Source organism: Flavobacterium sp. SP2 (assembly GCF_057626655.1).
In genome coordinates this window covers 106,605-132,364 of record NZ_JBVHBT010000010.1, presented here as the reverse complement: position 1 = coordinate 132,364, position 25,760 = coordinate 106,605, and the positions used below count along the sequence as shown (strand labels likewise).

The following is a 25,760-nucleotide window of genomic DNA, read 5'->3' as shown; positions in this document are numbered from 1 at the left end:
GACAAAGTCCTTATCAATTGATAAGTCTATTAACTTTGCGGGCTTGATGGTTCACTTTGTCAGTTTTGGTTGTTAGCATAAAATTACGAATAATTCAATGCACAAATCTAAAGGCTGGGCTTGGGACTTATCAGCTAGCTTTTGGCTTTAATTTTTTTCCTTTTATAGAAAGTAATCATTTCATAACTTTTCGGTATATTTGTTTACGGCTGTGATAAAAGCAGCAACTGTCGCAAAGCGGCATTACGTTGGCGGTTATTTTGCCAAAAAACAGAACTAAAATGAAACAACAAATTCTATTTATATTATTAATCATCGTGAATTTGAATGTTTATTCACAAGACAAAATGAGAAAAGTTGAAGAATTAATAAATGAAACGGAACCAGGTTGGGAATTGGTAAGTGAATGGATAAGTTCAGCAAAAAATAAAATTGAAATACTGAAAGTCGATAACGAAAAAGCAAAAGAAGCATTATTCAAAACTCAAATTACAACTCGTTCACCGATGGGAGCGATTGTTTATCAAACGGGCGGAATATTAGTCGATAATGGTTGGATTAGAATTTTAGGTTCCGGAAACGAAAAACTGAATCGAACACTTCCAGATTGGAATTTTGGAAAAACTATAACCGAATTTGGAAAGCCAACTCCTTTTTTATTGATTGCCGACGATGCAATTGGTGGATTTTTTTTATTAAACGGAGGTGGATTAGGAAAAGACGTTGGGAAGATTTATTATTTTGCGCCTGACACTTTAGAGTTTGAACCTTTAGATTTGTCTTATTCGGAATTTTTAGATTTTTGCTTCAACAATGATTTAGAAAAATTCTACAAAGGTTTTAGATGGACAAATTGGAAAGAAGATGTTGAAAACTTAAATGGAGATAAAGTCTATAACTTCGTGCCTTTTCTTTGGACAAAAGAAGGTAAAGAAATAAATAAAAATTCAAGAAAAGAAGTTCCTATCGAAGAACAATATAGTCTAAATATGGATTTTAGAAAAAAACTCGGAATAGATAAATAAAAAACAACTGCCAACACACGCTACAAGCAATTTGGGTATTAGGCTTAATGGAAAAATTGGTCTTGTCTTTGGAAGATTTGGCAAATCCGAAGAATAGGCTTAATTTAGTCCCAAACTGCTTTTAGCGCGGGAACGTTAGTGGCAATGCCGTCACGATTCTGCAAAAAATACAATTATGGAAAAAAAACATCTTATATTTTTATATTTCTTATCACTTATATTCAATTCGTGTTCTGATAAATCTCTTCAAGTTTCTAATGAGAATAATGATGCGTCGAAAGTAATTTATAGAAAAATTGTAGAAGTCGAAGATGAAGTGAAAAAATTAAAAGAAGGTAAAAAGGCTTCTTTTCATAATTTAGGCGAATTAGTATGCCTTACTGGAATTTCACCAAAAAACGCAAGCTATACTTCTGGAGGAATTCTTTTTATACCAACCGAGAATGACATTCAGCAGTGGAAAGACTGGTACGAAATAAACAAGAATAAAATTTCGTATTCAAAGGAAAAAAGAAAGAACATTCCAAAAGGAGAATTAGTAATTATAGTGGAATATGAAAAGGGAAAATTTAGAAATAATGATTGTCAATAAATAGCTAAAGGCACAGCCACTAACAAAGAACTGTGCTTAAAAACGAACTTAAGGCGGTTACAAGAAATGGCGAGGCACGGGATTTATCAGAAATTGGAAAGGTTTTTAATTAAAAGTTTTGGTTATATTTGTTAAGGCTTGGTCTTAGTTCATCGCCACTACTCGAAGGCGGCACGTTGGCAGAAAGCTTAAAAAAATCGAACTTAAACAAAATACACAATTATGAAAAAAATAATTTTAATCACATTTCTATTTTTAATTTATCCAAACTTTGCAGATGCTCACACTTGTGAAAATGAAACCGTAAAATGTCCAATAGATGGTAAAAAAGTAAAATTTTGTGTTACAATGAGTATGACAACTTTTGGTTCATTCAAGGATTTTCAAAAAAAAGGCGCTATCGGAAATCATTATGAAGAACTAATTAATACTTGTTCAAAATGTCACTTCTCAGGTTATATTGATGATTTCAAAGTTAAATTAAATGAAGAAGAAAAAATTAAAATTAAAAATTACTTAATGAAATTTAATGATGTAAATATTGATGATGCAAAGCAATGTTTAATAGCTGCCGAAACTAAAGAATTACAAAATAAAACTAAAAAAGAAATTGCATTCTGTTACGTAACAGCTTCTTATTTATTACGTGAAAATGATAAAGAAACTGATTTTAGAAAAGAACTACAAACTAAAGCTAAGAGTAATTTAATTTCTGCAATAGAAAAAAATGAATATGAAGACAAAACTATTGTTGCAAACATAAATTATCTGATAGCTGAACTGGAAAGAAGAACAGGAAATTTTGATGATGCATTAAAATATTATGATTTAGCAATTAACGATATCAATAAAAAAGATTGGGTGGAAGAAGTAGCAAAAGAACAAAAAGAATTGGCTTTAAAAAAAGACGACAATAACAAAATATAAAAAAGCCATCTGCCAACACACGTTGGCGCAATTACGAATTTTGTGGTTAGTTCACGTTTACGTTTCGCAATAATTTTTATCTTTAACAGAAAATAAAAAGTTCCGAAGTTCGTAACTGACGAGAAGCGACGGAACGTTGTGTGTAATTTTATTCCAAAAAAATGTCGATAGATTTAATAGATAGAATGATTTATATGAATTCATTGGGTGATAATATACCCAAAGAAAGAGTATATAAATGGTTAAAAGAATCTGAAAACATACATACCACTGAAATTATTATTGACAATGGAAAATTCTATTGGCGAATTGTATCATCAAAAGGGTTTTTAGACATAATAGACGAAGATGAAACAGACTGGTTCTTTATCAATTCAGAAAGCAGAAGATTTAAAGCTATCGCCAAAATAAATAAAGGCTTTGAAAATTTAATTGGAGAAAAGAATGAGCCTAACATAACAACAATTTGGATATTTGAATCGGATATTGAAACTTTAAATGTTGGTGACAAACCAATTTTAATTTACTCGCCACATCTTTTTGAATCAAAAATAGACAGAATTGATTATGATGTCAAACAACTTATAATAAAACTTAAAAATCCGAAAGTAAAATTAACAGAATTTGTTAGCTATAAAATATCCAAAGAATTGAGAAGACGAATTAGATAAAAAAACTACCTAGAACACACGCTACAAGCAATTTGGGTATTAGGCTTAATTTGAAATTGGTTTTGTATTTGGAAGATTTGGCAAATCCGAATAATGGGCTTAATTTAGTCCCAAACTGCTTGTAGCGCGAGAACGTTAGGCGTCACTTTCGAGCGACAGAAAAACCAAAAATAATTCATGAAAAACATTACATTAACTTTATTTGCATTTCTAAATTGTAGTTTATTTGGACAAACTCAATTAATGAAGAACTATGATTTCAATCAAGGCGGTTTTTATATTTTAGGAACATACGCAGAAAGCAGTAAAAATTCTTTGCGTGATAGTATTGGAGAATTTTATACAGACGACATTAAAGTTTTAAACCAATTTAAAAAAGTTTGGACTTTTGATAAACCAGGTAAAAAATATTCTTGTGGTTATCATTATGTTATCTACATATGCCGAAATGGAGAAATTGTAGAATCTTATGCTTTAAATCTGGAATGCAAAGAAATAGTTACCGATAAAGGTTATTTTTATTTTGACACAAATAAACTTAGAGAATTTTATGGAAAGTTAAAAAAACCAATTATCCAAAATAAGGAATTTAAAGCAGTCACGGAAGCAAGAACCTATAGAACGAGTATATTAGGCGATAAAAAACTAATTATGACTCCAAATTCAAATTGGTCTAAATTCGAAGGTAGTTTTCGTTTTACCTACAATTGCAAAAAAGGCACAAAAGATTGTTTAGATGAAGACGATAAAATATATAATTCAATTGTTTCTCGAGTAAAAGAAAAATTTCCAAACGAAAAATTTGAAATGGAAAAAGTTGGTGGAAGCTGGACAGAATTAGAAATTCAAATAACTTGTAATAAAACTTTATCAGATAAATTTAATTTCAAAGATTTAGAAAGAAATGAATATTTTGGGAATTGGGAACCATTTGAAATAAAACTAAAAAGTTATTGGATTAAATAAAAAGCGAACGCCTAACAATCGTTTGGCGAGATTGCGAATTTTGTAGTAAATACACGTTTACTTTTCGCAAGAATTTTTATCTTTAACAGAAAATAAAAAGTTCCGAACTTCGCAACTGACGAGAAGCGGCGGAACGTTGGCAGTAACTTTTTCAGCCTAGAAATATGAAATTAAAAAAAACATTGATTTTAATATTTATTTTGATAATTACATTTACGTATTCTCAAGAAAAATATGTTGGAAAATATCCAAACGGAAATTTGAAAGTTGAAGGATTTCTTGTTGGTAAAACTTTGGACAGCATTTATAAAGAATATTACGAAAATGGAAATATAAAAACTGAAGGTTTTTATAAAAATTGCGAATATAAAACTAATCACATATCAATTTATTCATCACTACAAACTTGTGGAAGAATAAATATTAAAGATTCTATTAATACTGGAAAACATCACGGAACTTGGAAAAATTATTATGAAAATGGAATATTAAAAAGTGTTTTCAACTATCATTGCAGTTTTTTGCAAGGTAACAATTACACCTATTACGAAAATGGAAATTTAGAAAGTATTGAATTTTATAATGGTGGAAATTTATTAACATCAATAGAATATTATGAAAATGGCTTTGTAGCTAAAAATTCACTTTACACTTATACTCATAATAAAAAAGAAAGTAGCAACTTAAAAAATACAAGAGAATTGGAGTATTATGAAAATGGGAATCTAAAAATTCAAAGAGAAGTTATTGAAAAGGAAAAAGATGTGGAAATAGAAACCGTAAAAGAATATTACCCAAATGGTTTTTTAAAATCCGAAACAGAATTAATAGACTTGGACAAAAATGGAATTTATAGAGAATATTATGAAAATGGAAATGTAAAATATGAAGGGAAATTTCAAAATGACAAACCTATTGAAAAACAATATTTTTACAATGAAAATGGTAAACAAAATAAAATTGAATATTGGAAAAACTTTAAACTAATAAAAACCGAAATAAAATAAAACTACTGCTAACAGGCTTGGCAAGATTGCGAATTTTGTAGTAAATTCACGTTTATTTCTCGCAAGAAATTTTATCTTTAACAGAAAATAGAAAGTTCCGAAGTTCGCAACTGACGAGAAGCGGCGGGACGTTATCGGCAATTTAAAATGAAGACTTTAAAACAGATATTTGTTGAATTCGAAATTGGAGAAATTTATCCAGAAAATTTACCTGATGAAATAATCAAAATTCTTGAATCAACAGACCAAAATGATTTTATCATAAAAATAACAAACCTTTATAAACCTACAAGAGCAGATATAATTGAATATCTATATCCTGCATTCGGTATTACTGAAAAAGAAAGGCTATCAAAAAAAGAAAAATTAGTTTTACTTATAAATAGGTGGATTAATAATAAATTGGAATCTAGGACATTATACGACAGAATTCATTATCTTGAATTAGATGACACTTTAAACAGTGAATCATTTGATTGCTTTATGCGAAATCTATCATTGACCGCAAGCGGAAATTGGGTTCCCGATGATGCATGGGATTGGACAATTGAAAACATTGAAAAAGATTTAAATTCGATTGAAAATAGATATCATGAATTTATTATATAACCTGTTGCTCACAAAGAACTGTGCTTAAAAACGCACTTAAGAAGAACTGTGCTTAAAAACAAACTTAAGGTGGTTTCAAGAAATGGCGAGGCACGGGATTTATCAGAAATTGGAAAGGTAATTAATTAAAAGTTTTGGATATATTTGTAAAGGCTTGGTCTTGGTTCATCGCTACTTCATGAAGCCGCGACACGTTGGCAGTAATAATTGAAAAAATGACGGAAAATAATTCTCAATAATGAAAGATTTTATTTTAAAAACATGGATTTGGATTTGTTTCATAAGAAATAAAGAAACTTTACCTACAAAATCAAAAATAACTAATCCAAAAATGCAATACGAAGTAATGTCAGGAGCATTTATTTGGGAAGATGAAGGATTATGGGAACTTAGAAATCATCATTTACAAGATGCTTTTAAATATGTTATAAATCATAGAATGAATTTAAATGTTAATCCTGAAAATTATGTTGGAGTTATGCGCTCCAAAAGTTTTGATAAAAGTATTTTTGAAATGGCACAAAGATATTTCCCAGATTGGATTGGATTTGAAAAATCTAGATGCTCTTACAATTCTGAACTTGAAGATAGAATTCTTAGAACAAAAAAAGTTGTAAAGTGGAAGCATGAAAAAATAATTAATAGTTAATGAAAGTTATCGGAAAAAGAAATTGAAAATTATTACTACCGCTAACAGCCGTTTCAAGAAATGGCGTGGCTTGGGATTTATCAGAAATTGGAAAGGTTTTTAATTTAAAGTTTTGTTTATATTTGTGAAGGCTTGGTCTTGGTTCATCGCCACTTCTTGAAGCCGAAACGTTATAAGCCATTTCCAAAAACCGATTTATGAGAGAACTAAAGCTTAAAGAATACCTGGAAAATTCTCTGACCGTTGAAGAATTTGTAACGGATTTGGAAAATAGTCAACAGAAAACTGGATATGATACTACTTCAGTTCATATTGAACAAATTGAGGATGGAGAATTTGAAATTAAAAAAAGTCATCTAATTAAAATTTGTGACGACTTGTTAAATGGAAAATTACAACCGATTGATGTAAATACAATTGCATTTGCTTTTATGTTTTCTGATTATTTTACTTGGAATGGTGAAAGTCAGGATGGTAAAATTGTTAGTGAGGTAATATATGACTGGGATAATCCAGAAATTGGTTTTGATTTGACAAAAGAAAATTTTGAGCATTGGAAAGAATATTTGGAAACTGGAAAAACCGATTATTTTACCAAAGAAGAGTTGAAGAAAAAATTTCGTGGCATGAAAAAGAATGGAATGAGAAGAAACGGCTTATAACAGCCGTTTCTCGCAATTGCGAATTTTGTTGTAAGTTCACGTTTGCGTTTCGCAAGAATTTTTATCTTTAACGGAAAATATAAAGTTCCGAAGTTCGCAACTTACGAGAAGCGGCGGAACGCTAGCCGTCATTATAAACAACACCATGCAAAACGAGAAAACATTTAAAACCAAATCAGGATATTGTCACATTTTACCTGAAAAAATTGTATTGACCAGAAATGGAGCTATTGACGAAATTTCTAAAATTACTAGTGGAAATAACATATCTAGAATTTTAGTAATCTATAGTCTGCTTTCTTTATCAATGTTTTACTTTGCCTCTGGTACTTTTAAGAAAGGTGAAAATGGATCAACTTTTCTTTATGCATTGGCTGGAATTTATCTAGTTTACGTAGTAATTAAAAGTTTAAACAATTCTGCTACTCCAATCATTGACAGAAAACAAATTAAAAATGTAAAATTCCATTCTGCAAGAACTGGAGCAACAAGAGCATATTTCGAGATTTTCTTCGAAAATGAAAATGGAAAATTGAAAAAAAGATTGATTATGTTACCTGGTTCATTAAGCGATGGAAAAAACGAAAACGAAAAAGCATTAGAAATTATGAAAAGTGAAAATATGATAACCGAATATAAATAACGACGGCTAACAGCTGTTTCTCGCAATTGCGGATTTTGTTGTTAGTTCACGTACACCTTTCACAAGAATTTTTATCTTTAACAGAAAATAAAAAGTTACGAAGTTCGCAACTGACGAGAAGCGACGGGACGCTATGGGTTACTTGTGCCAAAATGATGCCCCTATCGGAAATCTTAAAAAAAATGATGGATTTTAAATTAACTAGCCGAAAAATTAAACTTTATACATTCATCATAATTTCTATGATGATAGTATTCTTTTTAAATTACAAGATAAAAACTGATATAGGTTATCATGCAGGAAAAGACGGAGGATATTTTAAAAGACTTGAATCAGTTATTGTTTTAAGTGTTTTATTTTATATTGTAATTAGTAAAAGATTACGAATATTATATGGTTTCATTGGATTTGTAATTTCAATTTTATCATCATTTCTCGGATTATTAATCGGTGGTATTTTACAAGCAACTTTATTTGGAGATACGATTATGCACCTAATTGTATTCGGAATTTCATATTTGTCTTTTTTTGGAATTGAAAAATTAATAGAAAAAAAAATTAGCTAATAAGTTATAAAATTTACAAAACAGAAGATTGAAAAGTTGAAATTTGCCAATAGAAACTTGAAAGGTTTGTGGTTTAATCGAAATTTCGACCAAAACAAGCAACCCATAACACACGCTACAAGCAATTTGGGTATTAGGCTTAATTTGAAATTGGTTTTGTATTTGGAAGATTTGGCAAATCCGAATAATGGGCTTAATTTAGTCCCAAACTGCTTGTAGCACGAGAACATCATGTGACATTTCATTACTACACGGATAACTAAAATGGAAGATAGAGAATATAATATCGAAAGATTTGCAGGTGAAGGAAATCTTTGTGCGCTAAAACAATTATTAGATTCTGGGTTTTCGCAAAATGAAATTGATAACGCTTTAGGAAACGCAATCGCTTATTCAAAAATTGAAATTGCAGAATATCTGATAAAACTTGGAGCAAACATTTCTTATCAAAATAATGACGGGATTTATTATGCTGCTCATAATTCTGAATTGGAAGGAATAGAATTTTCGATTAATAAGGGAATCGATATAAATTTTGGAAATGGAACTTTACTCAATACAAGTATAATTGCTGCCACAAATACTAAGAATAACGACATCATAGTTTGGCTACTTGAACACGGTGCAAATCCGAATCTCATTTCTGAATCTTCATTAAGTGTTATTGAACGATTTGGTTCACAGGAATTGAAAAAAATAATTAGAAACGTCACATAACCGCCGCTAACTGCAATTGCTGACTTTCGGGTTGCAGAACGTTTGGTTTTCACGAAGAAAGTTTTATCTTGACAGAGAAAACTCGGCTCGCTTTCATCAGCAACTGACAGTTAGCGGCCTAACGTTGGCAGTAAGTTAAAATAAAAAATCATATGAAAAATAAACTGATAATTTTATTTTTTTTAATCTCAATTAATTGGACTTTTTCGCAAGAAAAAATAAAAGCAGATATTGATATAATCAATTTTCTTGGGAGAATTCCCCAAAAAACAGAAAGTAATTCTTTGTCAGATAATCTATTAAGAATATTGTACTACAAAATTCAGCCAAAAGAATATCCAAAAATAGGATATTTAAATACCAAAGGAGAAAAAATAATTGAACCTAAATTCAATATGGGTTCAGATTTCTATGATGATTATGCTAATGTAATTAAAGATTCTTTATATGGTTATGTTAGTAAAGACGGTAAAGAAACCTACTTCGAAAATTATACTGATGTCTTCTTCTATTATGGTAATACTGGAATAGCCAAAAAAAATGGTAGGTATGGATTAATTAATCGTAAAGGTGATTCATTGACGGAATTCAAATATACGATGGTAAGTAATTTTGGTTTTAATCATTATAAATGCCAAACTGAAAATAAAAAAAGTCATATTTTAGATTCAAATGGTAAGATAATTTTTAATAAAGACCTAGAATTTGATATACAAAGTCATTATTTTGAAAAGGATTCTATTATAATTTTCCGAGAAACAATAGATCGAAATAAACTAAATGGTCTAGTAAGTATTGATGGAAAAGTTATTATTGAACCTAAATATGAAAATATTTTTTTCATTAATGACAGTGAACTATTTATTGTACAAAATAAAAAAAAATATGGTTTTATAAATAAGTATGGAAAAGAAGTTATTCCCCTAATTTATGATAAAGTTGGATTTAACATAAATGAAAATTTAATACCTGTACTAAAAGATGGAAAATGGGGTTTTATAAGCCGAGAAAATGAAACTAAAATACCGTTTGAATATGATGATGCTAGTGCATTTTTAAATGGTTTAGCTTTTGTAAAAAAAGGAGGAAATTATGGATGTATAAATACAAAGAATAAGGTTAGAGTCAACTTCAACTTGAAAGAAACTAAATTTCCTTTCTTTACTAACGATTTAGCAATATTTGAAGAAAACGGAAAATATGGATTCATCAATAAAAAAGGACAAATCAAAATTCCAGCAATTTATAACAAAGCTTTTCCTTTCGTTAATGAACTCGCTTATGTGGAAATAGATGGAAAAGTTGGATATATAAACAAAAATGGAAAGGAAATAATTCCAGTAAAGTATAAACAACTCTGGTTTGAAAATGCTGGAATTATAAAATATGCAGATTAAATTTAAAATAAAACCTACAGCTAACAGCAGTTTGCAAAAATGGCGGGTTTTGGGTTTAATTTAAAGTTGGTTTTGTACTTGCAAAGTTAGTGAAAAGCCGAAATTTTAGGCTTCCTTAATCCACCACTTCTGAAAGCGGAACGATAGCTGTAATGCGCCAAGTTTGTCTTAAAAAACGAAAATATGAATAATTTATATGCGTTTATAGAGTTGATAAGAGAAAAACCATATTTATATATTGGTGACTCAAATTTTTCTACTTTATGTAATAACATTAATGGTTATCAATTATATTGTTTTATAAATAACGTAAATGAAAACTTATATCCAGATTGGGGAAAATTTCAAGATTTTGTTGCTTTAAAACTTAATTATTCAGAATCAACTTCAGGGTTTAAAAATATGATTCTTGAAAGAAATGATTTTGATGAACATAAATCCTTAATTAGTTTTTATGACCTTTTCGACTTATTTCGAAAGCATTAAAATATTCAAAACACTAAAAATTCACTACTAACAAACTTCAAAAATGTTAACCGAAAAAGAGCTATTAGAAATTGAATCGCGAGTTAATCAGGCTCAAAAAGGACCGTGGAAAGCTTACATTGAAGGACGTGATCATGAAAGTGGTTCACACTTTATTATGACAGGTGTTGGTAGTAATGATGAAAATGACATTGACCTTTCGGGTGCGACATTCGCAGACTATGATTTTATAGCAAACGCAAAGCAAGACATTCCAAAATTAATAACTGAAATTCGAAAGTTAAAAAGTCAATTGAAAAAATAAAGCACTACCGCTAACAGCAGTTACAAGAAATTGCTAGCCATGGGATTTATAAGAAATTGGAAAGGTCTTTAATTTAAAGTTTTGGTTATATTTGTGAAGGCTTGTCTTGGTTCATCACCACCTCTTGAAACCACGACACGTTGTAGGCAATTTTACTGTAGAACTCTGAAAAAGAAACATATATAAAAATGAAAAAATCAATTAATTTATTTCTCATATTATTGACAAGTGTAATTTATTCGCAAAATAATTTTGAATATAAAAAAGATTTCACAAGAATACTTTTGGAAACAAAAAATAATCAAAGCAACATATTCTATGAAAAACAATTAAAAAAATTTGTAGAAAATGATAGTCTTCAAAGTGATTATGAAACATTGTCACTTATGATTGGATATACAGAAAAGAAAGAATATAAACCATATTTAGATATATTTACGGGAACAGAACTTTATAATTTAAATGAAGAAAAAAAGTATACCGAAGTTATTGAAAAAGCAACAAATATTTTAAATTTAAATCCATTTCATATTAAGGCTTTACAAGAAATTAGTTATGCTCTAAAAATGACAAATAATAAAAGTGAAGCCATCAAATACGATAATAGAAAAATTAAAATATTTAAAGCAATGGCTTACAGTTGTAATGGTGATTCAAAAAAATATCCAATATTTGCTCTTGCACCAAAAGATGGACAATATTATATTAAATATTTTTTGAGGAGGAAATTGGGAGCAATGGGCTCAGGTTTTGACAAAGACAATAATTTTATTGATATTTTGGAAGCAAAAAGCGAAAGTGAATCAATAACATATAATTTTATTATTGAACATGCTAAAAAGAAAATGTTTGAAAAATAAAAAACTGCCTACAACAGCAGTTACAAGAAATTGCTAGGCATGGGATTTATCAGAAATTGGAAATGTCTTCAATTTAAAGTTTTGTTTATATTTGTAAAGGCTTGGTCTTGGTTCATCACCACTTCTTGAAGCTGCAACACGTTGACACCTATTACGAAAGAAAATCAAAACTTATGAAAAAAATTATCCACGTACTATTACTTCTATTTTCTGTAGCAGTGTTTGCTTGCGAATGTGATCCTCCTAAAATAACCGAAAAATATATCGAATCTGAATTTGTTGCTCAGGTTAAAATTATTAAAAATTATAAAAATGAAAACTCAGAAGAACTGTATAAAGCAGACATTTTAATTAGTGAACTTTTTAAAGGAGAAAGTTTAAAATCAATTTATGTCGCAGGGAGGAGTGATGGAAGTATGGGGAACTCCTGTTCTATATTTATTCCTGAAAACACTGAATTGTTTATTTATGCCCGAAAAGATAAAGACGGAAAATATATAATCGGAAAGTGTTCAGGTTTACTGTATATAAACGAATCTAATCGGAAGAAACAAACACTAGAATTAGAAATATTAAAAATGTTTAAGTCAAAAAGCATAGTTTTCACCGACAAAATAAATTATCGAGAAAAAAGTAATATTTATAGAGATTTACTACAATTTAAAGGAATTGAACTTAATAAAGAATACGGAATATATGAAATTATTTTCAGTGCTGATTTGACAATTAAAACTGTGTTTGAAATTAGTGGTTTTGGAAATCAAATAGATCATAAACTAATTGAAATTATAAAAAAAAGTGAATGGTCTAGTTTTAACAAAGGAATAAAAGATAAAGTCCCAGATAATAGTAAACTACTATTTGGAATATATTTTTATCCTAAAGAAAAGAATGAGTTAAGTTTTTTAAGTCAGTTCTATCTATAAAGTAACTGGTTCTAACACCTACTACAACGGATTTGGGCAATTGGCTTGATGGGAAATTAGTTTTATATTTGGGATGATTTGGCAAATCCGAAAATAGGGCTGAATTTAGTCCCAAACCCTCTGTAGCGCGAGAACGTTAGTGGCAAGTATACATCACTTTAAATAAGACTTTATGAAATTTCAACTATGGCTTTTAATTTCTATCTTAACTTTTCCAAGTTATGGACAAGACATTACAACTTGTACTATAAAATTAAAAGAAACTTTTGAAAAAATTGAATTTTACACAGACCAAAGAGGCAAAAATGAATTTGCTTACGATTCAATTAATAGAAGTAATGAAAATTTTGAAAAACTATTGCTACACTGTACGTCTTCATTTCCAGAAACATTAACTCTTGACTTTAAAGATTTAACGAAAAGTGGTTTGGAGATATCAACATCCAAAAACAGTCTTTTTAGGATTTATTCTTGGGATACAGAAACTGGAGGAACAATGAGAAGTTTTAGGAATATATTTCAATTTAAAAGCAGTGAAAAAGTCTTTTCTCAAAAGTTATTATCCGATGTTGATGAGTACGGAGAAAGTAGCTATTCTTATGAAATTCTTGACCAAGTAATCGCAAAAAAGAAAACTTTTTATATTGTGAAATGCATTTCAATTGGTAGCTCTGCAGTTTCAAGTCATAAAATAAAAATATTCAGTATTGAAAACGGAAAATTAAATGATAACGCCAAACTTATAAAAACAAAATCTGGCATTAAAAATGAATTAAGTTATGAGATTGACTTCTCATCAAGTGTTAATCAAGAACCGAACTCAGTTGACAGAGAATATGCTTGGTTAAAATATGATGTGAAGAATAAAATTATAATTATACCATTAATTTCAGAAGAAGGAAAGTTGACAAAACAGAAAATAAAATATCAATTTAATGGAGACTACTTTGAAAAGATATAATATGCCAGCCACTAACAGCCGTTTCTCGCAATTGCGAATTTTGTGAGAAGTTCACGTTTACATTTCGCAAGAATTTTTATCTTTAACAGAAAATAATTCGTTTCGAAGTTCGCAACTGACGAGAAGCGGCGGAACATTGGCGCTAGTTTAATGAAACTATGAACTAAAAATATGGACTGGAGAGAATTCAATAGGGAAGCATTCGAGAAAAGATACAAAGTTTTCGCATTTATCACCAAAACCGCAGGCACAAATTTTTTTTCAGAAAAAGTATGGACGGTGTTCGATATTTGTTTTGCGCCAATAATTGAAAAAAGCGAAGAAACTTCGCCTATCTACTCCATGCAGATGTCATCAGAAAAAAAGGGATGGCTACCATTGGGGAGAATGACATATCAAAAAACAAATCTGATAAAATGTATAGATAAATATAAAAATCATAACAACTGGAGAGTTTTCAACACTCAAATCTGGTCTGGCGATCGGAAACAGATTATGGAGGAGAATAGATTCCCAGAGTTTGTATTTACCGTTGAATATACCAGCAGCAAATTTCCCGGAAATCCCGTGGACAATGTGTTGTGTTGTAGTTTCGAGTTAGAGTTTTATACTACTTACAAATCACTTATTGATAGGTCGATCGAGAAATTTAAAAACAACATAAAGTATGAAAAAGGATTTGAATTTATAAGGCCTTGGTTTATTGGTCTTCTATCGCCCGAAGGCGTCGCAGGAGTATATTCAAGAATTGCAGGAGTAGATGGTGTTTTATCATCAATGAATTTGATCGATTCAGAAACATTCAATTGGAATAATAAGCAGTGCGATGTTAAAAATGTCATTGAACTATAAAACTACCGCCAACCCACGCTAGGCGCAATAACCGGTTGAACTTTAGCTGGAACTTCGTTCAAACCAAAAGTATTTTATCTTGCCGAAAATACTCAGCCCTATTTCCGGTTACTGCGCCTAGCGCGAAACCGTCAGCAGTAATTCTAACTCAAATTGCGTAAATTCAATAACTTAATGCAACGGATGATAAATATATTTAAAAAAAAATTCAATTCTTTGGAAACAGAAATAACTTTAAATCCTTCTATACTTTTCGATAATTCTGTAACGAGTGATCGATTATCATTTTATCAAATATATTTAGGAGATAGTTCTAATAAAATTGAGGTGGATAATGTAGTTGATACTACCTTAGAAAAATTTCCTGATAATGCAACTTCAAGAAGTTGGCATGATGGAAAAACATTTTATTTTATTAATAATGAAGAAATTGAATACAAATTAAATGATAGAATAAGCTCAGTTTTAAATGATAGTGGATGGATTCATTTGAAAAATGATATAAAATATAGAATAGAAAACAAAATAATTGTCGAATTTGCAATACATGGTGATTTTCTTAATTTTTATAAAAACATCCAAAAAAAAGACATTGAAAAAAAATTTGGAAAAGCAGATAAAATTGTTGAAAACTGGGAAAATTATGATGGAACACTTTTCAACACTGATTTTATTTACGAAAAAAGAAAAATAAGAATTCATTTTCAAGATTGGGACAAAGAAATAAATGGAATTAACATTGGAGAGAGTCTTAATAATGAAAAATAAAAACTACCACTAACAGGCGTTTGGCAAGATTGCGAATTTTGTAGTAAATTCACGTTTACGTTTCGCAAGAATTTTTATCTTTAACAGAAAATATATAGTTCCGAAGTTCGCAACTGACGAGAAGAGGCGGGACGTTATCGGCAAGTTTAAAAAATTATAATGATAAAAAAAGCAACCATATTCTTTACGCTATTAATTATTATTTCGTGTAAGCACGATCTTAATCCAAAAGTGGAAAAAGCAACTTTAAAAATTAGTGAGCAAAATAGTATTCTTGTTGATTTTATTTTTGACAATTACAGGTATAAAAACCTAATGAGCGTTGCCTCAACCGAAGATTTGGTTTATCTTACAGATCATGAAAGTCCCAATGTTAGATTGTTTGCATTTATTGGATTGATGGAAAGAGATTATCCGAAAATTAAAGAGATATATAATACTCATAAAAATGATTCGGTAGATGTTTGGGTGTCAAACGGTGCTTGCTTGACAAATCAAATTCCTCTCAACTATCTTATGGAAGAAGCAATTTCACCTGAATCAATACATTCATTATATTTTTCAAAGAATAAGTATCATTTGAAAAATAAAACCAGCCGATAACATCAGCTAGCGTCAATGGCGAGGTCAGAGCTATCAGGAAAGTACGCTGATGTAATTAAATTTTGGTTATATTTGTTTGATCCGTGCTGATAGTCGCCACAAACGATAGCTGAGGGAAGTTATAACCAAGTCTATAAAATGACAAAATATGAAATCAAAAATAATTATTGCTGTTTTTTTTCTGTTATCAAGCTATAATGTAAAGAGTCAGGAATCCAAAAGCATTGAATACAAAAATATTATTATTGGTCATTGGAATTTTTTACACGCAAAATCTGAAAATGATAGCATAGTAAATGAAGATATTAGAATTAAAAATATTGTTTTTTTTTCTGATGGCAGTTTTACAATAAATGGAAATGATAAAGGAAAAATAATTGGGAAATTTAAAATTGATAGTAATTCAATTACTTTATCCAATGCTTTTGTAAATGGTAAAAAATCAAAAGAAAAAAATCAATTTCCGTACCTATTTTCGGGCTCAAAAAAATTAATTCTTGAAATTATTTCTGAGTTGGGAAAAAGAAAACTCATTTTCACGAAAAAATAAGACCTGATTATAACAGCTGTTTCTAGCAATGGCTAGGCACGGGATTTATCAGAAATCGGAAAGGTTTTTAATTAAAAGTTTAGTTATATTTGTGAAGGCTTGTTCTTGGTTCATCGCCACTTCTTGAAGCCGAAACGTTATAAGCCATTTCCAAAAACCGATTTATGAGAGAACTAAAGCTTAAAGAATACCTGGAAAATTCTCTGACCGTTGAAGAATTTGTAACGGATTTGGAAAATAGTCAACAGAAAACTGGATATGATACTACTTCAGTTCATATTGAACAAATTGAGGATGGAGAATTTGAAATTACAAAAAGTCATCTAATTAAAATTTGTGACGACTTGTTAAATGGAAAATTACAACCGATTGATGTAAATACAATTGCATTTGCTTTTATGTTTTCTGATTATTTTACTTGGAATGGTGAAAGTCAGGATAGTAAAATTGTTAGTGAGGTAATATATGATTGGGATAATCCAGAAATTGGTTTTGATTTGACAAAAGAAAATTTTGAGCATTGGAAAGAATATTTGGAAACTGGAAAAACCGATTATTTTACCAAAGAAGAGTTGAAGAAAAAATTTCGTGGCGTGAAAAAGAATGGAATGAGAAGAAACGGCTTATAACAGCCGTTTCTCGCAATTGCGAATTTTGTGGTAATTTCAAGTTCGCGTTTTGCAAGAATTTTTATCTTTGATAGGAAATAATCAGTTCAAAAGTTCGCAACCTCGCCGAGTGGAGGAACGTTAGCGGCAATACGTCCGGAAAATGGTAGAATTCAAAACTTATTTATAATCACATTCTTTTAATAAAAAATGAAAAAAGATATTTTTTTGTTGCTGAGCTTAATAAGCTTTTTGGTTTTCGTAAGTTTTGCTTATTATTTGCATTATGGATTTGTTGATTTTATAAATGATGTATTATATTCGGACGAAAAAATTCCTATTGAACATAAAAAAGATCCATACTATTTTATGGAGGAAAAAATTAGATTTAGAGAGATTTCTGTGTTTATATTCTTTTTTTCGTCACTTTTATCAATTCTTCTTTTATGGTCAAAATCCAAATTAACTATTACTAAAGTTATATTAATTTTACAGGCATTAATTGTCATAATTTCAATTTTAATATATAAATTAAGAATTGGAATCTATGTTACTTGAAGAACTATGATTGGATTACTAAATTTACTAACCGAAAAGAAGCAATTTGTAGTACTTCTAACATCCGTTTCACGAAATTGCGGGGTTTGGGATTTATCAGAATTGGTAATTTTTGAAATTAAAATTTGTCTACATTTGCAAACAAAAGTATTGAAAATAAGCAACTTCGTGAAGCGGCGACACGTTAGTGGCAAGCTATAAAAAAAACACAAAATAGAAATGGAATCTAAAGAAAGTTTTAAATTATATGAATACGAAATTGAAAAATATTCAATTAGATTTTGGAGCGTTTTTAAAAAATATCTACTTATTTACTCAATCATTTTAATAATTTTAGTGCTTTTCAATTTGGAAAAGAGAAGTTTAATTACTGAATCTTGCATTATAATTGTACTACTTTTTTTACTCATCAGATTTTATGATGTAAGGAAATGGGTAAAAATTAAAATTGAAAAAATTGAATTGAAAACAGAAACATACGAAATTGAAATAGTTGAAAAAAACGTAAGAAACAAAATAAATATTCATGCTAAAGACTTAACAAAAAAACTAAAATGGATTGATAATAAACCCAAAATATTACAATTAACAGTCTTTGATAAAGGTAAAGAAATAATAAAAATTTATTCAGGTGGAAAATCAGAAATTGAATATGAATTAGAAAAAATTTCTTTTGAACTAAATAAAAAAGCCAGCCACTAACAAAGGTGGTTTCAAGAAATGGCGAGGCTTGGGATTTATCAGAAATTGGAAAGGTTTTTAATTTAAAGTTTTGTTTATATTTGTACAGACTTGGTCTTTGTTTATCTCCACTTCTTGAAGTCGCGAAACGTTATATGAAATTTTATAAAATGACAACGAATGAAAATATATCTTTTTGCATTTCTTCTTTTTAATACAATACTATACTCACAGAAAAAATATTTGGAAGATGATGTTAATTATGTGAGAGAAACATATACTTACTATTACAAAAATACTTGGAAACCATATACAGGAATCATTAAATCTAAAGATGAACAAAGTTTGTCTATAGGAAAAGTAAAAAATGGTTGGATTGTATATTCAGAATATTATGACATTAAAGGCAAATTAAAAAATAAGTCAACACACACAGAATTTAAATCAAATTATGACACTATCAATAAAAATACTTTACTAAAAAACGTTAATCAATTAGATATAAGTGAAATTAAATTTCAAAAAGTTAAAGTTTATTACAACAAAGAATCTAATAATTCCACACCAAAAAGAATAAATGGAGTTGTTGCATATAATAATGAAAAATGGTTTTATAAAAATGGAATTCTGATCAAAATTGAAAAGTTTTTTGATGAGCAATTTCAACATGTAAAAGAAAGGATATCAATATTTCATTCTCCATTAGGGAATATAACATATGACAATCAAGAAGATGTTTTTCACGAATATAAAAAGTGGGATGAAAATGGAAATCTAATTGCGATTGGTGTTTATAAGAATGAGGAATATAATGCAACAGAATAAAAACTTCATATAACAGCCGTTTCAAGAAATGGCGAGTCATGGGATTTATTTGAAATCGTAAAGGTTATTAAATTAAAGTTTTGTTTATATTTGTGAAGGGTTGTTCTTGGTTCATCGCCACTTTATGAAACCGTAACGCGTTAGTGGTTATGTTAAAAAAAAAAATGAAAAATATTTCAAAAATAAATTTTAGTACGATCTTTTTTTTGATAATTACAAATTTTAGTTATGCTCAATTATCCTATAAATTTATTGAACCAAATATATCCTTTTCTTACAATGAAGATCTTTTTGAGATTTCTAACAGATATTCAAATACATATTATAATAATGAAAATTATGATTTTAAGGTAAAGAATAAAAGTAACATAACAATTACCGTAAAAGCAGATCATCCACCAAAAAAAATTCGCTCTGTAGTGTTTATGGATAGTGTAATGACTTCAAGAATCGAAGATGTAAAAGCCTTTTTCAAAAAAGACAGTATAACAATTATTGAAATTGATAAAAAGATAAGTCACATCAGCGATTTTTTATGTGTTGGATTTACTATTTTAGAAAAGAACAGTAAGGAAAAAACAACATCAATTACTTGCAATCACATAACTGTAAATGACAAGACTGAGGTAACTTTACTATCCTCAGGTGATGTATCATTATCAGAAAACTATGAGATTATCAAAACATTTCTTGAAGGATTTAAAACGTATTCAGAACAAGAAATCCAAAAAGAAGAACAAAAAATTAAAGATGATGTTGAAATTGTAGTGGAGAAAAGCACAAAAGAGATTAAATTATTTAGTGATAGAAAAAATGCCTACATAGGTGTTTTAAAAGTAAATAAAAAAACATCTTCAAAACTAAAAGAAATTAGAATCATCAACAGTTTAGGCAAAGAAGTTTTTACTCCAGAAAAAAATGGCAATATATATTTTGCTTGTAAAAAAAATGCTACCGAAGAGAATAACGGAGAAGCGATTTTTATTACTTCTCTCGGCAAAGAAGTAATTATTCCATTTAAATTTAAGCAATAGAAAGAAACACAGTCACTAAGGCGGTTTCAAGAAATGGCTAGGGATGGGATTTATTTGAAATCGGAAAGGTTATTAATTTTAAAGTTTTGTTATATTTGTGTAGGCTAGGTCTTGGTTCATCGCCACTATTTGAAGCCGCAACACGTTGTGCGTCAGTTTGGCGGAACGAAAAATGAACATAAACACATGAAAAAAAAAATCAGAAAATCAATCTTACTACTGATAACATTATCAATTACAAACTTAATTTTTTCGCAAAAAATGGATAATAAACTTAAACTAACTTTAAAAGATTTTGAGAATAAAAATCAATTAGAATTGTTTGATAAAATTATCGAGGATGTTTATGCAAGAGAAATTGACCATGACAACATTGAAAACTTTGAAAACCCACTAAAAAACTTAATTTACATAAGTAATATGCACGGACAAGTTCTAAATGGTGGTGTAATACAATTTGTTGACAATTATACAGGAGATTCTTTCGAAGAAACGCTAATAGCACTTAAAGAAATCAAAGCAGTAGAATATATTGAAATTCTTGAAAAATTAAAATCTATATTCCCAAAGGGATTAATACCAAAAGATATGGAAGAAAGACGCGAAGTGATAGACGGAATTTGGGAAAGTCTTAATGAAAAGCAAGATGCTGAAATGAATGAATTGCTAGAAAAATTAGATAACAAATATTATGATAATCAAGAATTATTATATAAATATTTTATTAACTATACCAAAAATAATACTAAATAAAACCGAACGCACAACAGCGTTTGGCAAAATAGCGGGTTCAGTGCTAAATTGAACATTCGGATTTCTAATAAACATTAGTGCTAAATTAAAAGTAAGCACTTCTAAATCCGCCACTTCGACAAGCTGCAAAACATTAGCGGCAATGCTTAGAACTTAACAATGAAGAAAATACTATTTCTATTTTTACCTTTTTTAATGATTTCTTGTTCCCAAGAAAACGTTATATATTACAATTTTGGCAATGTAACATTAACTAGAATTAATGATTATCCTAAAGACTATTTCTTTTATGGAAAGAAAGAAAGCTTGAATGATACATTAGCAGCTACGTATATAAAAACTTCATTTAGTGGCTTCAATTCTGGAATGAATGGATTTGTTATTTTTAATGATGATGGAACTATAAGTTTTATTCGTATGAATGCTTCGTTTGAAAAAATTGGTAATGAAAAAACCATAAATATTGTTGAATTTAAACACAATCTTGATTTTATCAATTGGAAAGAGAAAGCAAAGCAAAAATTTCAAAACAAAATTTATATAAGTGACGTAATTGAATTGGAAAAGAAAAGAAATAAAGAATATAAGTCTGGAGTCAAAGCAATATATCAGGATTAGCACAGCCGCTAGCATCCGTTTCTCGCAATTGCGAATTTTGTGGTAAGTTCATGTTTACATTTCGCAAGAAATTTTATCTTTGGTAGAAAATAATCGATTCCGAAATTCGCAACCTCGGCTAGCGCAAGAACGTTAGTAGCCATTTTTAAACGACCGCTTTTCAAAAGAAATGAAAACAATAGGTACACTTATAACTTTCTTAACACTTTCTCTTGGATTTTCCCAAAATGGAGAATTGACTGGAATTATAATGAAAATGGTAAAATTGGATTTCCGGGATTGATTGTTGAGCTAATCCAAGACGGAAAGTTAATTAAAGAAGCTCAGACTGATTTTGATGGAAAATATTGCTTTAAAAATATTCCATCTGGAATCTACTCGATAAAGATGAATAGTTTAGGAATGCGGGAAGAAATTGTTGAAAATATTACGTTAGAAACACAAATAAAAGTTCTTGATTTTTCGTATCCCAAACCTTGTGTTAGCACTAAAAAAGTTTGCCCAAAAGGCCATAGAAACAATATAATTCCAATTGCTTATGGTTTACCTACAAAGAAAACATTGACAAAAGCAGAAAATAAAAAAGTGAAATTAGGAGGTTGCACGCCGTACTGCGAAAAATGGCATTGTGTTGAGCATGATTTGGACTTTTAGAAAAACAGCCACTAACAAAAAACTGTACTTAAAAACAAACTTAAGGCGGTTTCAAGAAATGGCGAGTCATTGGATTTATTTGAAATCGTAAAGGTTATTAATTTAAAGTTTTAGTTATATTTGTACTGATGTGCCCAGTGTTCATAGCCACTTTTTGAAGCCAAAGAAGGTTGTATCAAACTTTAAAATGAACGAACTAATTAAAAAATATAGTATTAATAAATGGTGGTTTCCTACTACTATTTTTTTTATATTGATTATTTTATACTTCATTACTACTAGTATAGCAATTATACCTTCTTATTTGTTTATAATTATTGGGATTATTTTATTGTTCTTTGCTGGAATAATTCAACTTTATAATAAAAAATGGTTAGTTGGAATTTTAAATTTAGGATTGTTCTGTTTTACTATATTTATTATTGTAGCTGTTATGGCTTCGACTATAACACTATTTGGTCCTGACACAGATACTTTTGCAGACAACTTAAAATTACCAAAAAACGTAAAATTACATAAGCCTATTGAGACCAAAATGGGTGATAATTTTGAATTGATAAAACCCAATACCAAAAAAGAAACTAGTAAAGATAAAATTGATTTTGAATTATATAATTCTTTTCAACCTGGTTTGTATGCCTACGACCTATGGATTGATTCTAAAGAAAGTGGAATAATTTTTTTAAAGGCATATGAAATAACTCAAAAAATTGAGCTATCACATCCTGAGCTAGAAGAAAGATCTATGATAAGAATTAGCAATACGAATAGTTTAATTCAAAAATTCAGCACAAAAGATGACTTTACAATTTATGAAGGAGATTGGGGAAAACCCTATGGAGCGAGATTTGAAGTTTGGTTTAAATCAGACAATAACAAAAAAGCAATAAAATTATTTGAAAAAAATTATATTATTGAAGGCTGGATGCGATAAAGAAAAACTAGCTACACTATCGGTTTCAAGAAATGGCTAATCTCGGGATTTATCATTAGTGGAAAAGGCTTTTAATTTTAAGTTTTAGTGCTATTTGGAAAGACTTGGACTTGGTTCCTCGCCACTTCATGAAGCTGCCGAACGTTAGCACCTATATTCAAAAAAAACTGAAAATGACACACTACTTTTTATTTACAATAGTGATCCTATTCGCAGCGACTTATGGAAGTAAATATGCGAAAAAAGTTGAATCAGAAAATGATAAAAAAAATCAATCAAAAGAATTAGACTATTTAAAAGAGACTATTTTTTTTGGACTCAAAAATATGAACGACGGTTTTGATTCCGATTCAATTTATTACTTTTCAGAATCAGACTTTGAAATTGTAATTAAAAGAGTTGAAAAGCATGGTATTGGAATTATGGGGATCGAACCGTGGTTGAATGGAGAATTTTATGATGTGAAAGTTGCTGAAGACTATGGTGAACATGCAAATGAACCAAAATGGTATAAAAAAGCGTTTAATGAGTTCAAAGAAATTAAAGAGAAGAATCTTTTATATAGCGCAAGTTATAAGATTTCTTGAAAATAAAATACTGTTGCTAACAGCTGTTTCTAGCAATGGCTAGGCATGAGTTTATCAGAAATCGGAAAGGTTATTAATTTTAAAGTTTTGATATATTTGTGAAGGCTTGTTCTTGGTTCATTGCCACTTCATGAAGCCGCGACTCGTTAACGGTAATTTTAAATAAATTCGTTAAAAACAAAACATATGCTACGAATACTATTTTTTTCAATTTTTATTTCAATATTAAATATAAATTATTTAGTATCGCAAAACATTCGGTGCGAGAAGATTTCTAAAGAATTAGAACGCTATATAGACTCGCTCAAAAAACAGAATTATGATATAGTATTTAGTAATTCCAAAAGTGAAATCAGATTAGAATCATCAAATAAATCCATCCAACTTGAATTTAAAAATCTCAAAGGTTTTCATGCAAAAAGTAAAACAGAACTTAAAGATACTATGTATGTAAGTTTCAATGTTTATGAAATTTGTTTTACTAATGAAAATCAATCAAAACTCTATGAAAAAAAGATAAGTGAGATAATTAATGAAAGTAACGGAATTAATGAAAAAATATATGATTTTGTAATCCGAAAAGGAACTAGAATACTATATATTTTCACCAATGCCCGAATATTTTATGAATCGGTACTAGTACAAAAAAACAACTTGCTGAAGATATAAAAAACCACCAGTAAAACACTGTTACAAGCAATTTGAGCAATTGGCTTAATGGTAAGTTAGTCTTATATTTGAGATGATTTGGCAAATCCGAATAATGGGCTTAATTTAGAAGCAAACTTCTTTAAGCGCAAGAACGTTAGCACTGATTTTAGAGAAAATCTGATTTAATTAGAACTATTCATTTTTATGAAGATAATTATAAACATGAAAACAATGATCTTAATAGAGAATCTACTAATGTTAAAATAATTGACTATCCTATTGATTACTATAGAGAAAGTTATATATTTGCAATATGAAAAAAATCATCACAAAAGAATCAATAATGAAATCTATAACCAAAATGGTTGCAGATAAAGCTATTGTTCGTTCTTTTTTGAAAGGAGACACTTCTATTGAAACAGTAACTCAAAAAGGTATTAAGTTTGCCAAACCTTTATAACTACACTTTTAACGAAGTTACAAGTACTTATAATTTTACTACTAAAAATAACATTGAATATAAAGTTGTATTTATAATCGATGAAACTCTTGATTCTGTATCTCAAGATACGATTGAAAATGTATATCAAGTAATTATTGAAAAGGTTAGTGATACTATTGAACCTTTTGACAGTGCGGTTGCGCGAACAATTGACGATATAATAAAATCTTTCTTCGAAAATGCTCAAAATTCTTTAATCTATATTTGTTCAGAAGATGAAGAAAAGGCACAAATTAGATTTAATGTATTTGATAGATGGTATTTAAATAGCACTTTTAATGAATTTGTAACGAAAATTGATAACGTTATTAATTGCGAAGCCAATGGAGAAACTTTCTTACTCTATACTTCTTTATTGTATCATAACGACAACCCAAATATTGAGTACGTTCTCACCGCATATAATAGCATTGAAGAAGTTTTAAATTCAAAATAAAAACCACCCCTAACAGCCATTTCACTCAATTACGAATTTTGCCGTAAGTTCACATTCACATTCCGCAAGAATTTTTATCTTTATCAGAAAATAAAAAATTCCGCACTTCGCAACTGACGAAAAGAGGTGGAACGTTATCACTCATTTTAACCCAACTGCAATTTGAGAACTTTTAGGA

The 25,760-nt window shown here is 29.1% G+C and carries 35 protein-coding genes; 34 read left to right on the top strand and 1 reads right to left on the bottom strand.

What is annotated here, in order from left to right:
- The first annotated feature begins 281 nt into the window (after positions 1–281).
- The 8 genes from ACZ098_RS16470 (at position 282) to ACZ098_RS16435 (ending at position 6,446) form a co-directional block, all read left to right on the top strand.
- Entirely contained in the window at positions 282–1,025 is a 744-nt protein-coding gene (locus ACZ098_RS16470) for a DUF2625 domain-containing protein (protein ID WP_487312860.1), read from the top strand.
- Positions 1,026–1,200: 175 nt separating this feature from the next.
- A complete protein-coding gene (locus tag ACZ098_RS16465) occupies positions 1,201–1,617 on the top strand; it encodes a hypothetical protein (RefSeq protein ID WP_487312859.1) in 417 nt (138 codons plus the stop codon).
- A 222-nt stretch (positions 1,618–1,839) separates the two neighbouring features.
- Positions 1,840–2,544 (top strand): DUF2225 domain-containing protein, encoded by a 705-nt coding sequence (locus ACZ098_RS16460; protein WP_487312858.1) that lies wholly within the window; start codon positions 1,840–1,842, stop codon positions 2,542–2,544.
- A gap of 161 nt (positions 2,545–2,705) precedes the next feature.
- Entirely contained in the window at positions 2,706–3,215 is a 510-nt protein-coding gene (locus ACZ098_RS16455; protein WP_487312857.1) for a hypothetical protein, read from the top strand.
- Between the two features lie 177 nt (positions 3,216–3,392).
- A complete protein-coding gene (locus ACZ098_RS16450; protein ID WP_487312856.1) occupies positions 3,393–4,181 on the top strand; it encodes a hypothetical protein in 789 nt (262 codons plus the stop codon).
- 164 nt (positions 4,182–4,345) lie between these two features.
- Positions 4,346–5,188, top strand: a complete 843-nt coding sequence (locus tag ACZ098_RS16445) for a toxin-antitoxin system YwqK family antitoxin (protein ID WP_487312855.1) — start codon at positions 4,346–4,348, stop codon at positions 5,186–5,188.
- A 147-nt stretch (positions 5,189–5,335) separates the two neighbouring features.
- Positions 5,336–5,797, top strand: a complete 462-nt coding sequence (locus ACZ098_RS16440) for a hypothetical protein (RefSeq protein ID WP_487312854.1) — start codon at positions 5,336–5,338, stop codon at positions 5,795–5,797.
- A gap of 331 nt (positions 5,798–6,128) precedes the next feature.
- A complete protein-coding gene (locus ACZ098_RS16435; protein WP_487312853.1) occupies positions 6,129–6,446 on the top strand; it encodes a hypothetical protein in 318 nt (105 codons plus the stop codon).
- Here ACZ098_RS16435 and ACZ098_RS16430 read toward each other — a convergent pair.
- Positions 6,436–6,627, bottom strand: coding sequence for a hypothetical protein (locus ACZ098_RS16430; protein ID WP_487312852.1), 192 nt, complete (start codon positions 6,625–6,627; stop codon positions 6,436–6,438). The genes ACZ098_RS16435 and ACZ098_RS16430 overlap by 11 nt on opposite strands.
- Positions 6,628–6,643: 16 nt before the next feature.
- Here ACZ098_RS16430 and ACZ098_RS16425 point away from each other — a divergent pair, with 16 nt between their 5' ends.
- From ACZ098_RS16425 to ACZ098_RS16300, 26 genes are all read left to right on the top strand, one after another.
- On the top strand, positions 6,644–7,108 hold the full coding sequence (locus ACZ098_RS16425; protein ID WP_487312851.1) for a hypothetical protein: 465 nt from the start codon (positions 6,644–6,646) through the stop codon (positions 7,106–7,108).
- 145 nt (positions 7,109–7,253) lie between these two features.
- Positions 7,254–7,751, top strand: coding sequence for a phosphoribosylaminoimidazolesuccinocarboxamide synthase (locus ACZ098_RS16420; protein WP_487312850.1), 498 nt, complete (start codon positions 7,254–7,256; stop codon positions 7,749–7,751).
- 182 nt (positions 7,752–7,933) lie between these two features.
- Complete coding sequence (locus ACZ098_RS16415) at positions 7,934–8,317, top strand: hypothetical protein (RefSeq protein WP_487312849.1); 384 nt, start codon at positions 7,934–7,936, stop codon at positions 8,315–8,317.
- A gap of 264 nt (positions 8,318–8,581) precedes the next feature.
- A complete protein-coding gene (locus ACZ098_RS16410) occupies positions 8,582–9,034 on the top strand; it encodes an ankyrin repeat domain-containing protein (protein ID WP_487312848.1) in 453 nt (150 codons plus the stop codon).
- A 152-nt stretch (positions 9,035–9,186) separates the two neighbouring features.
- Positions 9,187–10,431, top strand: coding sequence for a WG repeat-containing protein (locus tag ACZ098_RS16405; RefSeq protein WP_487312847.1), 1,245 nt, complete (start codon positions 9,187–9,189; stop codon positions 10,429–10,431).
- 183 nt (positions 10,432–10,614) lie between these two features.
- Complete coding sequence (locus tag ACZ098_RS16400) at positions 10,615–10,917, top strand: hypothetical protein (RefSeq protein ID WP_487312846.1); 303 nt, start codon at positions 10,615–10,617, stop codon at positions 10,915–10,917.
- A gap of 43 nt (positions 10,918–10,960) precedes the next feature.
- A complete protein-coding gene (locus ACZ098_RS16395) occupies positions 10,961–11,221 on the top strand; it encodes a hypothetical protein (RefSeq protein WP_487312845.1) in 261 nt (86 codons plus the stop codon).
- Between the two features lie 188 nt (positions 11,222–11,409).
- Positions 11,410–12,081 (top strand): DUF4919 domain-containing protein, encoded by a 672-nt coding sequence (locus ACZ098_RS16390; RefSeq protein WP_487312844.1) that lies wholly within the window; start codon positions 11,410–11,412, stop codon positions 12,079–12,081.
- A 173-nt stretch (positions 12,082–12,254) separates the two neighbouring features.
- Positions 12,255–13,007 (top strand): hypothetical protein, encoded by a 753-nt coding sequence (locus ACZ098_RS16385; RefSeq protein ID WP_487312843.1) that lies wholly within the window; start codon positions 12,255–12,257, stop codon positions 13,005–13,007.
- A 172-nt stretch (positions 13,008–13,179) separates the two neighbouring features.
- Positions 13,180–13,968, top strand: coding sequence for a hypothetical protein (locus ACZ098_RS16380; protein ID WP_487312842.1), 789 nt, complete (start codon positions 13,180–13,182; stop codon positions 13,966–13,968).
- A 171-nt stretch (positions 13,969–14,139) separates the two neighbouring features.
- Positions 14,140–14,820: a hypothetical protein gene (locus tag ACZ098_RS16375; protein ID WP_487312841.1), complete on the top strand. Its 681-nt coding sequence runs from the start codon at positions 14,140–14,142 to the stop codon at positions 14,818–14,820.
- A 216-nt stretch (positions 14,821–15,036) separates the two neighbouring features.
- Entirely contained in the window at positions 15,037–15,588 is a 552-nt protein-coding gene (locus ACZ098_RS16370; RefSeq protein WP_487312840.1) for a hypothetical protein, read from the top strand.
- 159 nt (positions 15,589–15,747) lie between these two features.
- Complete coding sequence (locus ACZ098_RS16365; RefSeq protein ID WP_487312839.1) at positions 15,748–16,191, top strand: hypothetical protein; 444 nt, start codon at positions 15,748–15,750, stop codon at positions 16,189–16,191.
- Positions 16,192–16,339: 148 nt separating this feature from the next.
- Complete coding sequence (locus ACZ098_RS16360; RefSeq protein ID WP_487312838.1) at positions 16,340–16,741, top strand: hypothetical protein; 402 nt, start codon at positions 16,340–16,342, stop codon at positions 16,739–16,741.
- Between the two features lie 164 nt (positions 16,742–16,905).
- Positions 16,906–17,370 carry a hypothetical protein gene (locus ACZ098_RS16355; protein WP_487312837.1) on the top strand — a complete coding sequence of 155 codons (465 nt, stop codon included), beginning with the start codon at positions 16,906–16,908 and terminating at the stop codon, positions 17,368–17,370.
- Between the two features lie 189 nt (positions 17,371–17,559).
- The gene (locus ACZ098_RS16350) at positions 17,560–17,907 is read left to right on the top strand and encodes a hypothetical protein (RefSeq protein WP_487312836.1); all 348 of its coding nucleotides are present in this window, start codon (positions 17,560–17,562) and stop codon (positions 17,905–17,907) included.
- A 462-nt stretch (positions 17,908–18,369) separates the two neighbouring features.
- Positions 18,370–18,609 (top strand): hypothetical protein, encoded by a 240-nt coding sequence (locus ACZ098_RS16345; RefSeq protein WP_487312835.1) that lies wholly within the window; start codon positions 18,370–18,372, stop codon positions 18,607–18,609.
- A 159-nt stretch (positions 18,610–18,768) separates the two neighbouring features.
- Positions 18,769–19,413 (top strand): hypothetical protein, encoded by a 645-nt coding sequence (locus ACZ098_RS16340; RefSeq protein WP_487312834.1) that lies wholly within the window; start codon positions 18,769–18,771, stop codon positions 19,411–19,413.
- A gap of 164 nt (positions 19,414–19,577) precedes the next feature.
- Complete coding sequence (locus tag ACZ098_RS16335; RefSeq protein WP_487312833.1) at positions 19,578–20,447, top strand: hypothetical protein; 870 nt, start codon at positions 19,578–19,580, stop codon at positions 20,445–20,447.
- Between the two features lie 261 nt (positions 20,448–20,708).
- Positions 20,709–21,200: a DMP19 family protein gene (locus ACZ098_RS16330; RefSeq protein ID WP_487312832.1), complete on the top strand. Its 492-nt coding sequence runs from the start codon at positions 20,709–20,711 to the stop codon at positions 21,198–21,200.
- Between the two features lie 159 nt (positions 21,201–21,359).
- The gene (locus tag ACZ098_RS16325; protein WP_487312831.1) at positions 21,360–21,818 is read left to right on the top strand and encodes a hypothetical protein; all 459 of its coding nucleotides are present in this window, start codon (positions 21,360–21,362) and stop codon (positions 21,816–21,818) included.
- Positions 21,819–22,097: 279 nt separating this feature from the next.
- Positions 22,098–22,472, top strand: a complete 375-nt coding sequence (locus ACZ098_RS16320) for a carboxypeptidase-like regulatory domain-containing protein (protein WP_487312830.1) — start codon at positions 22,098–22,100, stop codon at positions 22,470–22,472.
- 187 nt (positions 22,473–22,659) lie between these two features.
- Positions 22,660–23,406: a hypothetical protein gene (locus ACZ098_RS16315; RefSeq protein ID WP_487312829.1), complete on the top strand. Its 747-nt coding sequence runs from the start codon at positions 22,660–22,662 to the stop codon at positions 23,404–23,406.
- Between the two features lie 173 nt (positions 23,407–23,579).
- Positions 23,580–23,993 (top strand): hypothetical protein, encoded by a 414-nt coding sequence (locus ACZ098_RS16310; RefSeq protein WP_487312828.1) that lies wholly within the window; start codon positions 23,580–23,582, stop codon positions 23,991–23,993.
- 186 nt (positions 23,994–24,179) lie between these two features.
- Entirely contained in the window at positions 24,180–24,662 is a 483-nt protein-coding gene (locus ACZ098_RS16305; RefSeq protein WP_487312827.1) for a hypothetical protein, read from the top strand.
- 425 nt (positions 24,663–25,087) lie between these two features.
- Positions 25,088–25,582: a DUF6169 family protein gene (locus ACZ098_RS16300; protein ID WP_487312826.1), complete on the top strand. Its 495-nt coding sequence runs from the start codon at positions 25,088–25,090 to the stop codon at positions 25,580–25,582.
- Positions 25,583–25,760: the final 178 nt, after the last annotated feature.

Coding starts and splice junctions, on each gene's coding strand:
- ACZ098_RS16470 (WP_487312860.1), top strand. CDS start 282: ATGAAACAACAAATTCTATTTATATTATTAATCATCGTGAATTTGAAT.
- ACZ098_RS16465 (WP_487312859.1), top strand. CDS start 1,201: ATGGAAAAAAAACATCTTATATTTTTATATTTCTTATCACTTATATTC.
- ACZ098_RS16460 (WP_487312858.1), top strand. CDS start 1,840: ATGAAAAAAATAATTTTAATCACATTTCTATTTTTAATTTATCCAAAC.
- ACZ098_RS16455 (WP_487312857.1), top strand. CDS start 2,706: ATGTCGATAGATTTAATAGATAGAATGATTTATATGAATTCATTGGGT.
- ACZ098_RS16450 (WP_487312856.1), top strand. CDS start 3,393: ATGAAAAACATTACATTAACTTTATTTGCATTTCTAAATTGTAGTTTA.
- ACZ098_RS16445 (WP_487312855.1), top strand. CDS start 4,346: ATGAAATTAAAAAAAACATTGATTTTAATATTTATTTTGATAATTACA.
- ACZ098_RS16440 (WP_487312854.1), top strand. CDS start 5,336: ATGAAGACTTTAAAACAGATATTTGTTGAATTCGAAATTGGAGAAATT.
- ACZ098_RS16435 (WP_487312853.1), top strand. CDS start 6,129: ATGCAATACGAAGTAATGTCAGGAGCATTTATTTGGGAAGATGAAGGA.
- ACZ098_RS16430 (WP_487312852.1), bottom strand. CDS start 6,627: ATGGCTTATAACGTTTCGGCTTCAAGAAGTGGCGATGAACCAAGACCA.
- ACZ098_RS16425 (WP_487312851.1), top strand. CDS start 6,644: ATGAGAGAACTAAAGCTTAAAGAATACCTGGAAAATTCTCTGACCGTT.
- ACZ098_RS16420 (WP_487312850.1), top strand. CDS start 7,254: ATGCAAAACGAGAAAACATTTAAAACCAAATCAGGATATTGTCACATT.
- ACZ098_RS16415 (WP_487312849.1), top strand. CDS start 7,934: ATGATGGATTTTAAATTAACTAGCCGAAAAATTAAACTTTATACATTC.
- ACZ098_RS16410 (WP_487312848.1), top strand. CDS start 8,582: ATGGAAGATAGAGAATATAATATCGAAAGATTTGCAGGTGAAGGAAAT.
- ACZ098_RS16405 (WP_487312847.1), top strand. CDS start 9,187: ATGAAAAATAAACTGATAATTTTATTTTTTTTAATCTCAATTAATTGG.
- ACZ098_RS16400 (WP_487312846.1), top strand. CDS start 10,615: ATGAATAATTTATATGCGTTTATAGAGTTGATAAGAGAAAAACCATAT.
- ACZ098_RS16395 (WP_487312845.1), top strand. CDS start 10,961: ATGTTAACCGAAAAAGAGCTATTAGAAATTGAATCGCGAGTTAATCAG.
- ACZ098_RS16390 (WP_487312844.1), top strand. CDS start 11,410: ATGAAAAAATCAATTAATTTATTTCTCATATTATTGACAAGTGTAATT.
- ACZ098_RS16385 (WP_487312843.1), top strand. CDS start 12,255: ATGAAAAAAATTATCCACGTACTATTACTTCTATTTTCTGTAGCAGTG.
- ACZ098_RS16380 (WP_487312842.1), top strand. CDS start 13,180: ATGAAATTTCAACTATGGCTTTTAATTTCTATCTTAACTTTTCCAAGT.
- ACZ098_RS16375 (WP_487312841.1), top strand. CDS start 14,140: ATGGACTGGAGAGAATTCAATAGGGAAGCATTCGAGAAAAGATACAAA.
- ACZ098_RS16365 (WP_487312839.1), top strand. CDS start 15,748: ATGATAAAAAAAGCAACCATATTCTTTACGCTATTAATTATTATTTCG.
- ACZ098_RS16360 (WP_487312838.1), top strand. CDS start 16,340: ATGAAATCAAAAATAATTATTGCTGTTTTTTTTCTGTTATCAAGCTAT.
- ACZ098_RS16355 (WP_487312837.1), top strand. CDS start 16,906: ATGAGAGAACTAAAGCTTAAAGAATACCTGGAAAATTCTCTGACCGTT.
- ACZ098_RS16350 (WP_487312836.1), top strand. CDS start 17,560: ATGAAAAAAGATATTTTTTTGTTGCTGAGCTTAATAAGCTTTTTGGTT.
- ACZ098_RS16340 (WP_487312834.1), top strand. CDS start 18,769: ATGAAAATATATCTTTTTGCATTTCTTCTTTTTAATACAATACTATAC.
- ACZ098_RS16335 (WP_487312833.1), top strand. CDS start 19,578: ATGAAAAATATTTCAAAAATAAATTTTAGTACGATCTTTTTTTTGATA.
- ACZ098_RS16330 (WP_487312832.1), top strand. CDS start 20,709: ATGGATAATAAACTTAAACTAACTTTAAAAGATTTTGAGAATAAAAAT.
- ACZ098_RS16325 (WP_487312831.1), top strand. CDS start 21,360: ATGAAGAAAATACTATTTCTATTTTTACCTTTTTTAATGATTTCTTGT.
- ACZ098_RS16315 (WP_487312829.1), top strand. CDS start 22,660: ATGAACGAACTAATTAAAAAATATAGTATTAATAAATGGTGGTTTCCT.
- ACZ098_RS16310 (WP_487312828.1), top strand. CDS start 23,580: ATGACACACTACTTTTTATTTACAATAGTGATCCTATTCGCAGCGACT.
- ACZ098_RS16305 (WP_487312827.1), top strand. CDS start 24,180: ATGCTACGAATACTATTTTTTTCAATTTTTATTTCAATATTAAATATA.